We start from the raw sequence: 14,223 nt of genomic DNA on the forward strand, positions 1-14,223 counted from the left end.
AAGGCCACGGAAAAAGCGCATAAAATCAGCATTTTTTACATACTTTATGATAACTGTCCGCACCGGAGCCTATTCTATGAAACCAGCTTCTCTGCACCGCCGCATCCTGTTCCCTCTGCTTCTGTGCGGCGGACTTCTTTTCGCCCTGCTGTTCTGGTATTTTTCCCCGTTCTTTTCCCCTGGTGAGAACCGCCGGTTTTCCGCGTATGTGGAGGAACGGTTCCACTCCGAGGTAACCTCTTCTGCCATCACGCTCCACTATACCCTCGCCGATCCGGCTTCCCGCGGAATTGCCCCCGGCACCGCCTCGTTCGGCACGGTTTCCATCCCTGACCGCACCTCGTATGATGCCCTGCTGCAGAGTGTGGAAACAACGCTCACATCCTTTCATCGAAACCGCCTCTCCGCGGAAAATCAGATCACGCTCGATCTTCTGCTCTACGAGCTGGACTGCGAAAAAATGCCGGGCAGCACCAGCCTTCTTGCGGAACCGCTCGGTCCGTCGCTTGGGATTCAGGCACAGCTTCCCATTCTGCTCGCGGAGTACCCGTTCCGCACACAGCAGGATATCGCCGACTACCTCCATCTTCTGCAGGATCTCCCGCGCTATTTCTCCGACCTCATCGCACTCGAGCAGGAAAAATCCCGGCAGGGCGTGTTTCAGAATGACCTTGCGGTCGATGGCATTATCCGCCAGTGCAGTGCTTTTCTCGCCGACGCGGATACACCGGAAAGCCATCTGCTCCACACCGTTTTTCAGAATAAACTGCAGGCGTCTTCACTGTTTTCTGAGGCGGAAAGGAATCTCTGTCTGCAGACGCATGAAAAACTCCTTACCTCCTGTGTTTTTCCCGCCTACCGCTCTCTTTCCGATGCGCTTTCTTCACTCCGCGGCAAAGGAACACAGAACGCCGGTGGTCTTTCCCGGCAGGAAGGCGGACTTTCCTACTATGCGTATCTTCTCCGCAGCCGCGTCGGTGTTGATGCTTCACCGGAGGAGCTGACCCGCCTTTTAACACAGCAGCTTGCGGACCAGTGTGCCGAAATGCAGATCATTCTCGATCAGAATCCGTCGCTCTCCCTCTCCGAGCAAGCGCTCGTGCTGCCGTTCTCCACGCCAGAGGAAATGCTTGCCGATCTGCAGAATGCCGTTTCTGAAGATTTTCCCGTTCTTTCGGGTATCGCATACGAAGTAAAGACCGTGGATGACTCCCTCAAGGATTTTTTAAGCCCCGCCTTTTATCTCACACCGCCCGCCGATATCAATTCACCCAACTCCATTTACCTGAATCCCGCGGATGAGATGACCGGCATCGAGCTGTATTCCACACTTGCCCACGAGGGCTTTCCCGGCCATCTGTACCAGACCGTCTCGTTCTCGCGCTCCGACCCGCTTCTGATCCGCCATCTCTACGCGCCGTCGGGTTATGTGGAAGGATGGGCAACCTACGTTGAATCATATGCCTGCCGCTACGCCGCACGTAATCTCGATGCAAACACGCAGGCGCTCTGCCGTCTCTGGTATCTGAACCGCTCGGTGCATCTTACCCTCTGCTCGCTGCTGGATCTCGGAATCCACAGCCAGGGATGGCTCCTCTCGGATGCGTCAGCCTTTCTGGCGCAGTTCGGCATCACGGATGCGTCGGCCGCTGCCTCTTTATATCAGTATATTCTCGAGACACCGGCGAACTATCTGAAATACTGTGTCGGATCGCTCTCGTTTTCGCAGCTCCTCTCGGAAGTGCGGGAACAGGAAGGTGACTCATTCTCATTGATCGGTTTCCATGAAAAACTGCTCCGTCTCGGGCCTCTGCCGTTTCCGCTCGTAGAAAAATATCTGTAAACGGTTCGCCCTGCTGAAAAAAAGATCCCACAGACTTTCTTCTATAAATAATAGAAAGTTCTGTGAGATCTTTTTCATTTTCAAAATTCTTTAACCTAAATTGTAAAGAGATGGATCTGTCGGCCGCTGCGGATCAATAACAGAGGCAGAATCAAACAGATCGCTTGTTCTGTCCTCGCCGCCTCCGTAGAGGTTCTGGTACAGACGGTATCCATCCAGGTTTCTTCGTCCCATACGCAGGTAATTGTCTCTTACCTGAACGAAATACTGGGAGGAATCTACGTTGCAGTAAATGTTGAAGCCCTGACTCTTTAAGTAAGCAAACTTCTCATTGTCCATCGTGTAATCGTGCCAGTCGGAAAGATCCTGTCCATGTGCAAAGATGATGATATCGCTTCCGCCGATGAGCGGTGCAACATACGTCAGCCATTTCTCGGTATCCGCCTGGATCGTCTCGATCGGTTTGTCGCCGACACGGATATGGCCCCAGGTATGGCTTGCGAATGTCCAGCCGTCTGCTTTGATCGCATCGGCTACTTTTTTCGCCTCCTCGCACTCTTTATCCCAGTCGAAATCCGGGTGTGCATCAAGCCATGCTACCTGATCATCCGTCAGATCTTCTCTCGTCTTGTAATCACCGTCGGTGCGGTATCCGAGGATTCCGTCGTAGCCGGTCAGTGCTACGGTTCCGCGCGCATTGTGGTATACGGCATCCGGATGCGCTTCGATAAACTGATCCATCAGCGGGATACAGTCGTAAGCACCGGTCACAACAGTTCCGTCATCCTGAATGTATTCGCAGGTCGGTTTTCCGTCGTCGCCGACTACCATCTTGCTGGCAATGCCGCGTCCGTCGTAAGAGTGGTAATAGGAAAGGTCATCCAGAGAAAGAACGAATGCTTTCTTGCCCTCCGGCAGGTAAATGTCCCCTTCCTCGTAATGAACGGTTCCGTCATCATCTACGGTCTTTTTCACGAGATCGTTGATCGAAACCATGACATATCCTCTGTCGTACATCTGCTGGGTGATCGCGTTGAACTCATCCACGGTGGTCATCCACTGGCAGAAGCCTGCGGTCTGTGCGTTGTCCTGATAGAACGCTTTCTGCGGATCGACTACAAGAGAATGATAGAAAATGTGGGTTACTTCGTTGACGTTGACGCGCACACAGGCATCTCTCGTGCTGGTGTACTCTGCTACTTTTGTGATGATATCCGCGTCGGTCGCTGCGCCCTCTACGCTCTGGAGCTTTTCAATGGCTCCATCGTAATCGTATGTCTGCGCAAGTGCATCGGCTTCCGCCATAATCTGTGCTTTCGTTGTCGGCGCTTCAGCACTTCCCGTGCTGTCCGACGATACGGAACCGTCCACCTCTGCTGTTTTCTGATCCTCTTTTTCCTGTGCTTTCTGCTGGATTTTTTCTGTTCCTCCGGCCAAAGCCCAGATTCCAATGCCGAAGATGACAAGCAGAACACATAGAATTCCTGTTTTGATCATCAGCGCACGCTTCCGCTTTCTTCTTCGGAGCTCCTTTTTACTGATGTTTTTTTTCTCACTCATTTTTCCTTCCTCCCAAAACAGCTTTTGCTTTTCTGGCAAATATTACAGTTTTACCGGACTGACAGAAATTCAGCCCGGACTCTGCTCTTTCTATTTTAGCTCAAAATACCGGTTCTGTCGAGTAGGTTTCCGGCAGGTTAAGAGAAATGTAAGAAAGCCGGTAACGCAATCGAAGGTATCTTTTATGCGCGTTGGCCATGTGCCTCATACATCAGAACGGCGGATGCAATCGCTGCGTTTAACGACTCCACTTTTCCTTCCATCGGAATACGGATCAGGCACTCGGCGGCCTCTGCCATTGCATCGGTCAGGCCGTTTCCCTCATTTCCGATCAGGAATGCCGTTCCTTTTGTGTAATCCTCCTCGCGGTAGGAATGCACGCCGTGCAGATGTGCCGCGTACGTACAGATCTTCCGCGCTTTTAAGCCTTTTACAAATCCGACCGCATCGTCGACGATCAGAAACGGCATACGGTAGATCGAGCCCATCGTCGAGCGGATCGTTTTCGGATTGAAGATATCCGCGGTACCGCGGCTCATGATGATGCCGGTGACTCCTGCGCCCTCTGCGGTGCGGATGATTGTTCCGACATTTCCAGGGTCCTGCAGATCCTCAAGTACCATCAGAAGCGGTGTCTTTCCGTTGTCCATCACCTCCTCTTCGGTGTAATGCGGCATGCGGATCACACTTAAAACACCCTGCGGCGTCTTCGTGTCGCACATGGACTGGAACACGCGGTCGTCCACTACTTCGTATTCTGTCCCGTCGGACGGCATTTCATGCATTTTGCTGCCGCTCTCAGACACATATACTTTTTTCAGCCATTCCCGCGGCGCTTCCTGGAACATTTTCCAGCCCTCCGCCACGAAAACGTCCTGCTCCCGGCGTTCTTTTGCTTTTTTGTTCAGCGCAATAATGTTTTTTACCTGTGCATTGCTGCTGCTTGTAATCATGAATGGTCCCCTCATTTCCTGTTTTTCATCAATTTGGCAAGTTCTTTGTTTTCGCCGACCAGAATCAGCACTTCCTCTGCGCGGAGCAGCGTCTTCGGATTGACCGTGACACGGATGTCTTCCCCGTCCTTGACGGCGATTACGTTGATACTGTATTTCTTCCGCAGATCCAGCTCCTCGAGGCTATGCCCCGTCCACGCTTCCGGCACGGGAAGCTCTACCATGGAGAACGAATCCGACAGCATGAAGAAGTCCTGGAAGCCGCCGGAAATCAGGCTTTTTCCGAGGCGGATGCCCGTCTCACTCTCCGCCATCACGACGCGGTCCGCGCCGACTTTTTTCAAAATATTGGCATGCATCTGGCTCATGCCCTTTGCGATGACGAGCGGCACGCCCGCCTCTTTTGCCTGCAGGGTGGCGAGGATGCTCGACTCCATATTTTCAGAGATGCCGACGATCACGACATCCATGTTGCTGATGCCAAGCGATGCAAAAACACGGCTGTCGGTGATGTCCGCGCGCGCCGCATAGGTAACAAGATCGGCAATTTCCTGTACCGGCTCAGCGTCTTTATCAACGGCAAGCACTTCTTTTCCTGCCTGCGCAAGTGTCGTTGCTACAGAAAAACCAAACTTTCCAAGTCCAATGACTGCATACTGTTTACTCATTTCTTTTCCTCGTTTTCTGAAATCTGTCCTGTTTTTTATTTTCCCAACTATCCAATCAGAATCCGCTGCTCCGGTCTCTGAATATCGACATCTTTTCTTCCTGTTCTGCGGCGCAGTGCGACAGCCAGCGTCACCGGCCCGATTCTTCCCATAAACATAACCAGAATAACAATCACCTTTCCCATAAAAGGAAGCGTCGGCGTCAGGGAACGGGTGAGGCCCACCGTTGCAACCGCAGAAATAATTTCATACGTACAATCCAGCAGCGGGCTTCCGGTTACGGAAATCAGCAGCACGGTGGCAGTAAAGACTGTCGTCAGTACAAAAAAGAAAATGACGACAGCGGTACGGATATTTTCTTCCATCACTTTCCGCCCCCAGGCCACCGTATCTGAGTCTCCGCGAATATAGGAGGCAACCAGCACAACCAGAATGGCAACCGTTGTCGTCTTAACACCACCTGCCGTTCCCATCGGGGAGCCACCGATGAACATGAGAACCATACTTACCATTGCAGAGCTGTCCGAGAAATCAGCCTGCGGGATCGTCTCAAAACCTGCCGTTCTTGTCGTCACGGACTGAAAAAAAGCCGCCATGACCTTCTGCGCCGGTTTCAGGCTGCCAAGTGATGGCGCGTGATTCCAGTCCAGTGCAAGAATCAGCAGTGCTCCACCGAACACCAGAATCATGGTTGTCGTTAAAACCAGTTTCGTATGAAGCGTGAATCCTCGCACAAAATTTTTACGGGGCCGTTTTCCCTTCACAAGCTCCTGCACCCGCTCCATAACTTCCCACCAGACGGGAAAACCAAGACCGCTCAAAAGAATCAGTCCCATCGTCGTAAAGTTTATCAGCGGGTTCGTTACAAACGGAGCAAAAGAGGCTTCGCCAACGAGATCGATTCCCGCATTACAGAAAGCGGAAACGGCGTGAAAAATACTGTAGCCGATTCCCTTCCAGAAGCCATACTCCGGCACAAACCAGAAGCTATACAGAACCGCCCCCGCAATCTCTACGGTTGCTGTTCCAATCAGAAGCCGGCGCACGATGCCCACACTGCCCTTTAAAACCGGCAGATTATAGGTATCCTGAATTAATTTCCGGCTCTGCAGACTGATTTTCCGGCGCAGGATCAGAAACACCATCGTCAGGCACGCCATGATGCCAAGACCTCCGAACTGAATCAACCCGAGGATCACAATTTTTCCAAAGGTACTCCATGTCGTCGCCGTCGGAACGGTGACAAGGCCCGTCACGCAGACAGATGTCGTTGCGGTAAACAGGGCGTCGAGCCAGTAAACGCTTTTTCCGTCCGCCGCAGAAACCGGCAGGCAAAGAAGAATCGTTCCCAGCAGGATTACCGCCGCAAATCCCAGCATCATAATCCGCTCCGCCGGTGTGTGCCATTTATTTTTGCTTTGTTTTTCGGCCATCGCTCCTCCTATTCTGCCGCTTCATTTTCTGCTTCACTGCTGTAGTAGAGCTTTCCGGTCTCACTATCCGTCACGGTAATATCCGCAAAATATTCCCCGCAGGAACCCTCACACTGGTAATAGACGTCAAACGAAACCGTCATGTCATCTTCTCCTTCCAGGTATTCCGCGTGAACCTGATTTTTCGCGGTCCCCGTCGTTCTGCTCCACACTTTATCATCCGCAAGAAGCTCCTTTTTGATCTTCACAGGAAATTCACTGGATGCAATTTCGTGCTGATTGGACTCGTTTTTGATCCGGTAATAGAGATTCATGTACAGCCCGTCATCTTCCTCATGGAAAAACCAGCCGTAGATATCATCCTCCGCAACAATCGTCGGCTGGATCAGCTCAGCGTTTGTTTTGGTCGTGAATGCATTCATCTCATGCGTAAACTCATTCTGCATCCGGCGATGCTTCATCAGCCAGCTGCCTTCCTTCACACCGGCCGCAGCCACGGCAAGAACGACAGCGCCGATGCAAAGGCCAATGATTTTCTTTTTTGTCATTATTTAATTTCCCCTTTTCTTTTTGAAATACAAAAATAAGATACCCCTAAGAACATACTTATGAGTATCTTATCAGTTTGCACATATAAAGTCAACGGAGCCAACCCGATCCAGCCTGCTGTTTCTGCCTCACCGAGTGCTTCTGCTACCATAAGCCGGCTGCTGCGGCTTGTAGAAAAGCTACGGAATCTGTGCTTTTTATTCTACATGAAATTGAGGGAAGATTGTGTTAAAGTTGCGTAAAATACGTTCTCAGGTTTATGCACTCGCAAGCACAAGCTCTCTTGTCTCCACAATCACGATCTCATCGATCGACACATTCAATACCGCTGCCAGCACGACCAGGTTGTCGATTGCCGGCATGGCGGTGCCGTGCTGCCACTTGTAGATTGCCTGCGGGGTGGTGAAACCGAAAATTTCCTGCAGGTCGCGGACGGTAAGGCCTGCCTGCTGCCGCAGTCTTGTAATGTTTCTTCCTGTTGCTTCCATATCAATTGACGGAATTGCCATCATTTTTTTCTTCCTCCTTCTTGCGGAGGAATTTTACTGGTTTCCTCCGCCTCTATTCTGATGCTTTGAAATTGTAAACGGGACGCAGCACCTCCACGACATCGACCGATGCACGGACTATATCGAGAATGTCATCCAGTGATTTGTACGCCATCGGCGCCTCGTCCAGGGTATGTTCGTTGACGGAAGTCGTATAGATTCCCTCCATGCTCTTCCGGTATTCCTCCAGTGCCAGGGTTTCCTTCGCTTTTTTGCGCGACATCAGCCGTCCGGCTCCGTGCGGGGCAGAATCGTTCCACTCCGGATTTCCTTTTCCGACGGCGAGAATACTGCCGTCGCGCATATTGATCGGAATCAGCACTCGTTCTCCTTTGTGCGCTGCGATTGCGCCTTTTCGGAGTATCATCTCGTTTGTGTCGATATAGTTATGAATCGTGTGGAACGCATCGGTGCCTGTAAGGCCGGTTCGTTCCAGCAGGATTTCCGCCATTTTTTCCCGGTTCCGGCGTGCAAACTGCTGGCAGATCTCCACGTCGTGCAGATAGGCTTCCAGATATTTTCCGGTCAGATAGCAGAGATCCTCCGGCATCTGCGCTTCGTCCGGTTTCCACTGCAGCTGTTTTAACGCCTCCTGGATTTCCTTTCTGCGGCCCTGCTCTTTGTAGGTGCGTATGAGCTCCTCGCGTTTTTCCAGGTACTCGTCATAACCGCGGTCCAGCCGCACTGCCAGATTCTGGTAATACTCTGCCACCTGTTTTCCGAGATTCCGCGAGCCGGAATGGATGACGAGATATTTTGTGCCGTCGGCGGCTTCATCGATCTCGATAAAATGGTTGCCGCCGCCTAAGGTTCCAAGCGACCGCTCCAGGCGTTTTGTGTCTTTTAATTCCCGGCTGCAGGCAAGTGTCATCAGGTCAAAACGTTCCTGTCTCCCCTCCCAGACATTCATGCCAGACGGGATAACATGTGCCGCCTCGTCGATTTTTGCAAAATCAAGTTCGGCTCTTCCAAGATTTACGGTGTACATGCCGCACCCGATGTCCACGCCGACGACGTTCGGCACTGCCTTGTCACGGATAGTCATCGTTGTTCCGATCGTACATCCTTTTCCCGCATGCACATCCGGCATGATGCGGATCCGCGAGCCTTCCGTCATCGGATAATCGCACATGCGGCGGATCTGCTCGATGGCTTCCTCCTCTACGACCCTGGCATAGCAGATGGCTGTATTTACTTTTCCTTTGATTTTGATCTGATCCATTCCGGGTTTCTCCCTTCTCAATTTGTTCTGATATAAAAATTTAATAGAAAAAGCCACCTATCCCATGTGTTCAACATAAGATAAGCGGCTCCTCTTCGTTCGTATCCAGTTGTCTGATGCGGTCATCTAATTTGATCCTCCCGTATCATATTCCACAGAATCCGTTCTGTCGCTTTTCTCAATTGAACATATCAAAACAAAGCCACGCTGTTTGACGACAAACGTTGCTTCTGGGGTATGTTCTAAATTGCGGTAGCCAAAACGTATTCCTTCTGACATCTGTTTTTCCTTTCCAAAACCTTTTTAACCGGTTCTTTTTCTGCTTTTTCTTCACTGTATCACAAAATAACGATTTTGTCATTATACCAGCGGTTTAATCTTTCTCGGATTTCTCTGTATTTGCTTCGGAAACGAGGAATATCCCCGTCAATGACGAGGATATCTTCGATGCTTGTGTTTAATAATCTGCTTAAAATGAGAAAGTTGTCCAGACTTGGCAGGCACTTGCCGGAAATCCATTTATAGACCGCCTGTGGATTTTCAAAACCCATGGCATTCTGAATGTCTCTCACGGTGTATCCGCTTTCACGAAGAAGGGATTTGATGCGGCTGCCAGTTTCTTTCTGCTGGATTGACAAATAAATTGGTTCCATCCTGCACCTCCATATGTTTAAGCCATCCCGAAACACAGTTTTATCTTATCATCCGGTACTGGAAAAATCCAGTTTTTTCTTCCTGTTTCTACACAACCCGAATGATCTGTTCATACAAAAGGATTTTCTTTTCATCTACATTCCGATTGTCATGTGCTGCAAGATTGTTCCGTCCCTCTTCCATCTCTTCTTCGGATGCAAGCTCCTCTTTCCACCAGCTCAGGTGATTGATCCGGTACGGCTTCCAGCCGCGGTCAAAAATCTCATCTCAACGACTCTCTTGCATATGCGCTTTCCTTTTTACCGCAAGAAGATGTCTAGAGCGTGTGGCGAACTTCCTATTTCTTTTCTTCTATCAAATGATGATTCAGCCATTTTCCTGATTTGAACCGGATGGTAAAGAGAATGGACCGCAGGCTCCAGTCTGCCGCCATACCGATCCAGACCGCAATCGGGCCGAATCCCCATATGCGGCACAGGTAAATACAGAGACTCACACGACACAGCCACATCGTACAGCAGGATGTGATCATGGAGAATTTTACATCCCCGGCAGCCCGCATGCCGTATCCCGGGACAAACGCCATGACCCAGCAGAGCGGCTTTACAATCGTGATAAAGATCATCATCTGCATGCAGAGCTTTGCACTCTCTGCCTCCATACCGCCGATCATCGTAATCGGTTTTGTCAGCACAAATACCAGCAGACAGCTTGCAACGATAACCATTTCTGACAGCCAGCACAGTTTTTTAATATAGTAGATTGCTTCATCCTTCCGGCCCGCGCCGAGACACTGACCGACTACCGTCATCAGTCCGATGCCGACACCAATCGCAGCGACACCGTTCAGGTTCTCAAGGATGTTCGTCATCGCCTGCGCGGCAATGGCAACCGTGCCAAGTGTGGACACAGTGGACTGAATCGCCAGCTTTCCAAACTGGAACATACTGTTCTCGATTCCCGATGGAATACCGATGAACAGTATTTTTTTGATCAAACCAAAGTCCGGCCGAATGGAAAGATACTGCTTCACAAAAATCGGTTTGCTTTCATCCCGAAGCTTCCACAGTACGACAACCGCACAGAAAATACGCGAAATTAAAGTCGAAATCGCGGCTCCTTCGACACCCATGTGGAAGCCGAAAATAAGAATGGCATTTCCGCCGATGTTCATAAAGTTGGAAATCACCGAAATCACCATCGGACTGCGGCTGTTGTTCTGCGCCCGCAGAATGGATGCGCCCGCATCGTAAAGACCGATAAACGGGAATGACAGCAGCGTAAACAGGAAATATACCTGTGAATTTTTCATAACATCCGCTTCCACTGCCCCGAAAATAACACGCAGCAGCGGAACACGGAAAATCAGACAGCCCGCGGATAATGCGACGGACAAAACTGCCATAACAAAAAGCACCTGTTGTGCCGAACGGATTGCTCCATCCCGTTTTTCGCTTCCAATATACTGCGAACAGAGAATCGCTCCTCCTGCCGCCAGCGCAGAAAGCGCCTGAATGACTAAGATATTAATGGAATCCACCAGCGAGACTGCCGAAATTGCGGCAGACCCGACATTGCTGACCATCATCGTGTCGACAGTTCCCATCAGGGAAGAAAGCAATTGTTCAATGATGATTGGAATTAAAAGCTTGCGAAGATCCGTGTTACTGTATAAATGAGTTTGTTTTGTTGTAGTTTTCATTGTTTTTGTTTCTGCATGACCTCATCTGCCGGATATGCTTTGCCAGCCCTGCCTTTTCCACACCTTTCTTTTTTCTCTCCATTCTATTCCATTTGACGACCCATTGCAATCATTTCGCGAATTTTGCTCTTATCTGATTATTTTTATCAAGCACAACATACTTTTCTATCTCATAATGACTTTTTCAGTCTTTCCAAATCTTCGCTGTCCGGATGTGACAAAGCACGGTCAAAATTTTGAATCAGCAGATCAAGATTGACCGGATGTTCCGGGTTTTCTTTCATTTTCACATACCGTTCACGCACAGACTGCGGCATCTTTCCCTGGCACATATACTCACCGATGACCGTATTGCTTGCATCGATCGACTGTTTGACTTGTCCGAGAATCTTTTCAAAATAGGCATCACTTCCGCCAAATCCAGCTGTTCCAAACAGAAAAATCTTTTTATTTTTTAATTTCGACAGCAATTCTAATGTCTTTTGGTCTGCATTCCCTTTGTCCGTCCAAAATCCGATATAGCATACGTCGGATTGCGGTACCTGCGAATCGTTTGTGCCAAAATAATCGCATTTGTCCTTTGGCAACGTTTCATAGATTACATCAGCCAGCTTCTTTGTATTACCCGTTAAGCTGCAAAACAGGATCGAATAATGTTCTTTTATCATAGCCCATACACCTCCAGTTCAGGTATTTATGTGGAAAATCCACTTTTTCGTAAATTGTATTATCTCTTCAGATCACATCTCGATTTCGCTTACGCTGCATCCCGATGTTGCTTCTCACTATTTCCTCTCAGGCTTTTAAGTCAAGCGGATATTCGCAATCCGCTTCGCTACTTGCTCATAACCGAATAGCTGCTTTGCAGCTTCAGTTAAACTTAAAAATATTAAGTCCGGTTTCTTCATCATGAACTCTGTCCACTCTTCCGTCAATTACCGTGATGACCAGCTCACAGGTTGCACTGACAATCGCTCTGTTCAGATGTCCTCCAAACACCTCGCCCTTCTGATTTCCGGCACTCATATGAAGATGCGCATAATATTCTCCATCCATTGTATTGATTGTACCTGTCAGTGATGTAATTTCATAATACCCCTGGAAGCTGTTTGAATAATATTTCTTTTCGTCTGTCTTGTATACTCCGACTGTGAAATCATTGATCGCTCCAAGAGCCTGGACACTGGCAAGCTTTATATTCTCCTTTATGGCAATTACCCTCAGCTGCTCCAATATTTCTTCGTCTTTGTCAATCCTTGCTACTATAACATTGTCAAATTTTCTGTATTCCATTTTATTCTCCTTTCTCTTTCCGCCCGGTCACTTTTCAGACATTACTGCAATAACCTCAATATTTATTCAGAAAATGCTCCCTGTTCGGATACTCCTGCCGATATGCCCGGAGGGCGGCTTCCCGGAGCAGGATGAATTCTTTTTCCATGTGAAGCAGGCGTGGTGCCTTGAACGCGATCACACTGATCTGTTCGGCGATTTTTTTCGCGATTCCTTCTTCGGACAATTGTCCCATGCCGAATACCAGAGAGGTAAATCCTCTGCCTCCTCTGCTGACCTGAATAAATTTCAGGAATACATTGTACAGTTCATCTGCAAGAATTTTCTGGTATCCCTCATCTGACTGCATGGCTTCCGCCAGGCACAACGTAGAGAGAATCCGGGCTCCCGTCTTTTTTCTGTCGCCTCCCAGATCCAGGGAGGTTCCTTCCGCCAGATACTTCAGTTCCATCAGGCATTTGACAAATTCATCCTTCTGGAGCCTGCGTTGTCCGTATCGGGCCGTCCAGAGCCGAGCCCGGTATTCTTCTTCCCAGGCTTCCTCCTCTCCGATATGTTCTTTTAAGATCTGCTGCCGTTTTGCCGGATCTGTCTCCTGATAAAAATCTTTGGTCCATGTATGTTCCATCTGTTTTTCCTCATTCTGTCAAGCGGATATTCGCAATCCGTTTCGCTGCTTGCTTGATTGGTTTAAAATAAAGACACGTCTTCACTTACTCTTTCTGCCTGCAAACGCAGTCTTCCTGCTTACATTCCGGAGTGGGAAATCGTCTCTTCTGCGTTCAGGTACTCATCGATGTTGCTGCCGTCTACCTTCTGATATTCCGAAAAATAGTACCGGCCTTCTTTCAGGCTTTCCTGTTCAAAGTCCTCTCCCTCGAACAGCTCCACTGCCATTTTCGCCATTTCCTTTGCCTGATCCACTCTGTCATTTAGGATGCTGCCCTGCATCTCTCCTGCCTTTACGGCTTCCAGAGCCTCTTCCAGGCCATCAATTCCGAAGATCACCGGCCAGTCTTCACGGGCATAGCCTGCTTTCCGATAGGCCTCCACCGCCCCCAGTGCCATCTCATCGTTGTTGGACATGACAAGTTCGATCTTTTTTCCGTACTGGCTGATCAGACGGTTCATGCGGTTCTCCGCCTGTCCCCGGTTCCAGTCCGCTAACTGATAACTTAGCTTTTCCAGCATAACATCATTTTTCATCAGTGTCTTTACGGAATATTCCGTTCTGCTGATGGCATCCTGATGGCCCGCTTCTCCTTCCAGAAGCACATATTGGATCTTTCCGTCCTTGTTTTTATCGACTTCCGAATGGCTGTTGATGTATTCTGCTGCGATCTCACCCTGCATGATCCCGGATTGTTCTGCATCACAGCCCACATAATACAGCTTTTCCCACTGCACCAGGTCTTCTCTTACCGGTTCCCTGTTAAAGAAGATCACAGGAATGTCTTCATTCCTTGCCATTCGGATGATCCGGGACGGAGCTGTCCGGTCCACAAGATTGATACAGAGCACATCACAGCCGGCATCAATCATCTCTTCCACCTTTTCGTTCTGTTCCTGCTGATCGTCGTTTCCGCTTTTTGTCGATACGATAATCCTTCGTTCTTTGTTTTCCATGGCTTTCAGCTGCTCCCTCAGTTCATCCGTCAATCCATTGATAAAAGGATCATCCTGCGTGTAGGTTATCACTCCGACCCGCAGGGTTTTCTCTGTCTGGTCCGACTTGCCGGAACACCCCGACAGCACAAGCACCGCACTCCCTATCGTGGCAGATAATAATACTGCCACC

Annotated in this window: 15 protein-coding genes; 1 reads left to right on the forward strand and 14 read right to left on the reverse strand. The window is 49.5% G+C overall.

Annotation, left to right across the window (positions count from 1 at the left end; translation table 11 throughout):
• The first annotated feature begins 76 nt into the window (after nt 1-76).
• A complete protein-coding gene (locus DWW13_RS12365; RefSeq protein ID WP_158579770.1) occupies nt 77-1,843 on the forward strand; it encodes a DUF885 domain-containing protein in 1,767 nt (588 codons plus the stop codon).
• Nucleotides 1,844-1,933: 90 nt separating this feature from the next.
• On the opposite strand, the gene DWW13_RS12370 is transcribed toward DWW13_RS12365, so the two are convergent.
• From DWW13_RS12370 to DWW13_RS12430, 14 genes are all read right to left on the reverse strand, one after another.
• Nucleotides 1,934-3,403 (reverse strand): hypothetical protein, encoded by a 1,470-nt coding sequence (locus tag DWW13_RS12370; RefSeq protein ID WP_022461704.1) that lies wholly within the window; start codon nt 3,401-3,403, stop codon nt 1,934-1,936.
• A gap of 182 nt (nt 3,404-3,585) precedes the next feature.
• Complete coding sequence (locus tag DWW13_RS12375; RefSeq protein ID WP_055228546.1) at nt 3,586-4,356, reverse strand: TrmH family RNA methyltransferase; 771 nt, start codon at nt 4,354-4,356, stop codon at nt 3,586-3,588.
• Nucleotides 4,357-4,367: 11 nt separating this feature from the next.
• Nucleotides 4,368-5,024 (reverse strand): potassium channel family protein, encoded by a 657-nt coding sequence (locus tag DWW13_RS12380; RefSeq protein WP_118720219.1) that lies wholly within the window; start codon nt 5,022-5,024, stop codon nt 4,368-4,370.
• A 47-nt stretch (nt 5,025-5,071) separates the two neighbouring features.
• Nucleotides 5,072-6,457: a TrkH family potassium uptake protein gene (locus tag DWW13_RS12385; protein ID WP_055228548.1), complete on the reverse strand. Its 1,386-nt coding sequence runs from the start codon at nt 6,455-6,457 to the stop codon at nt 5,072-5,074.
• Nucleotides 6,458-6,465: 8 nt separating this feature from the next.
• The gene (locus tag DWW13_RS12390) at nt 6,466-7,005 is read right to left on the reverse strand and encodes a hypothetical protein (RefSeq protein WP_055220204.1); all 540 of its coding nucleotides are present in this window, start codon (nt 7,003-7,005) and stop codon (nt 6,466-6,468) included.
• On the reverse strand, nt 7,005-7,157 hold the full coding sequence (locus DWW13_RS18860; RefSeq protein WP_158555015.1) for a hypothetical protein: 153 nt from the start codon (nt 7,155-7,157) through the stop codon (nt 7,005-7,007). Before DWW13_RS18860 ends, DWW13_RS12390 begins: the two co-directional genes overlap by 1 nt.
• A gap of 106 nt (nt 7,158-7,263) precedes the next feature.
• A complete protein-coding gene (locus DWW13_RS12395; RefSeq protein ID WP_117510109.1) occupies nt 7,264-7,518 on the reverse strand; it encodes a helix-turn-helix domain-containing protein in 255 nt (84 codons plus the stop codon).
• A gap of 49 nt (nt 7,519-7,567) precedes the next feature.
• Nucleotides 7,568-8,776 carry an RtcB family protein gene (locus DWW13_RS12400; protein ID WP_118720221.1) on the reverse strand — a complete coding sequence of 403 codons (1,209 nt, stop codon included), beginning with the start codon at nt 8,774-8,776 and terminating at the stop codon, nt 7,568-7,570.
• 338 nt (nt 8,777-9,114) lie between these two features.
• Nucleotides 9,115-9,429, reverse strand: a complete 315-nt coding sequence (locus tag DWW13_RS12405) for a helix-turn-helix domain-containing protein (RefSeq protein WP_022461712.1) — start codon at nt 9,427-9,429, stop codon at nt 9,115-9,117.
• A 338-nt stretch (nt 9,430-9,767) separates the two neighbouring features.
• Nucleotides 9,768-11,132, reverse strand: coding sequence for an MATE family efflux transporter (locus DWW13_RS12410; protein ID WP_118720223.1), 1,365 nt, complete (start codon nt 11,130-11,132; stop codon nt 9,768-9,770).
• 170 nt (nt 11,133-11,302) lie between these two features.
• Nucleotides 11,303-11,800, reverse strand: a complete 498-nt coding sequence (gene bilS / locus DWW13_RS12415; protein ID WP_118720225.1) for a flavodoxin family protein BilS — start codon at nt 11,798-11,800, stop codon at nt 11,303-11,305.
• Between the two features lie 202 nt (nt 11,801-12,002).
• Nucleotides 12,003-12,425: a PPC domain-containing DNA-binding protein gene (locus DWW13_RS12420; RefSeq protein ID WP_055228550.1), complete on the reverse strand. Its 423-nt coding sequence runs from the start codon at nt 12,423-12,425 to the stop codon at nt 12,003-12,005.
• Between the two features lie 55 nt (nt 12,426-12,480).
• Nucleotides 12,481-13,053 (reverse strand): DUF6553 family protein, encoded by a 573-nt coding sequence (locus DWW13_RS12425; RefSeq protein ID WP_118720227.1) that lies wholly within the window; start codon nt 13,051-13,053, stop codon nt 12,481-12,483.
• Nucleotides 13,054-13,172: 119 nt separating this feature from the next.
• Complete coding sequence (locus DWW13_RS12430; RefSeq protein WP_330425608.1) at nt 13,173-14,222, reverse strand: galactose ABC transporter substrate-binding protein; 1,050 nt, start codon at nt 14,220-14,222, stop codon at nt 13,173-13,175.
• Nucleotide 14,223: the final 1 nt, after the last annotated feature.

This window comes from Blautia sp. AF14-40, assembly GCF_003479665.1.
Lineage (GTDB): Bacteria > Bacillota > Clostridia > Lachnospirales > Lachnospiraceae > Fusicatenibacter > Fusicatenibacter saccharivorans.

Coding starts and splice junctions, on each gene's coding strand:
- DWW13_RS12400 (WP_118720221.1), bottom strand. CDS start 8,776: ATGGATCAGATCAAAATCAAAGGAAAAGTAAATACAGCCATCTGCTAT.
- DWW13_RS12390 (WP_055220204.1), bottom strand. CDS start 7,005: ATGACAAAAAAGAAAATCATTGGCCTTTGCATCGGCGCTGTCGTTCTT.
- DWW13_RS12410 (WP_118720223.1), bottom strand. CDS start 11,132: ATGAAAACTACAACAAAACAAACTCATTTATACAGTAACACGGATCTT.
- DWW13_RS18860 (WP_158555015.1), bottom strand. CDS start 7,157: ATGGTAGCAGAAGCACTCGGTGAGGCAGAAACAGCAGGCTGGATCGGG.
- DWW13_RS12395 (WP_117510109.1), bottom strand. CDS start 7,518: ATGATGGCAATTCCGTCAATTGATATGGAAGCAACAGGAAGAAACATT.
- DWW13_RS12420 (WP_055228550.1), bottom strand. CDS start 12,425: ATGGAATACAGAAAATTTGACAATGTTATAGTAGCAAGGATTGACAAA.
- DWW13_RS12380 (WP_118720219.1), bottom strand. CDS start 5,024: ATGAGTAAACAGTATGCAGTCATTGGACTTGGAAAGTTTGGTTTTTCT.
- DWW13_RS12375 (WP_055228546.1), bottom strand. CDS start 4,356: ATGATTACAAGCAGCAGCAATGCACAGGTAAAAAACATTATTGCGCTG.
- bilS (WP_118720225.1), bottom strand. CDS start 11,800: ATGATAAAAGAACATTATTCGATCCTGTTTTGCAGCTTAACGGGTAAT.
- DWW13_RS12425 (WP_118720227.1), bottom strand. CDS start 13,053: ATGGAACATACATGGACCAAAGATTTTTATCAGGAGACAGATCCGGCA.
- DWW13_RS12370 (WP_022461704.1), bottom strand. CDS start 3,403: ATGAGTGAGAAAAAAAACATCAGTAAAAAGGAGCTCCGAAGAAGAAAG.
- DWW13_RS12385 (WP_055228548.1), bottom strand. CDS start 6,457: ATGGCCGAAAAACAAAGCAAAAATAAATGGCACACACCGGCGGAGCGG.
- DWW13_RS12365 (WP_158579770.1), top strand. CDS start 77: ATGAAACCAGCTTCTCTGCACCGCCGCATCCTGTTCCCTCTGCTTCTG.
- DWW13_RS12405 (WP_022461712.1), bottom strand. CDS start 9,429: ATGGAACCAATTTATTTGTCAATCCAGCAGAAAGAAACTGGCAGCCGC.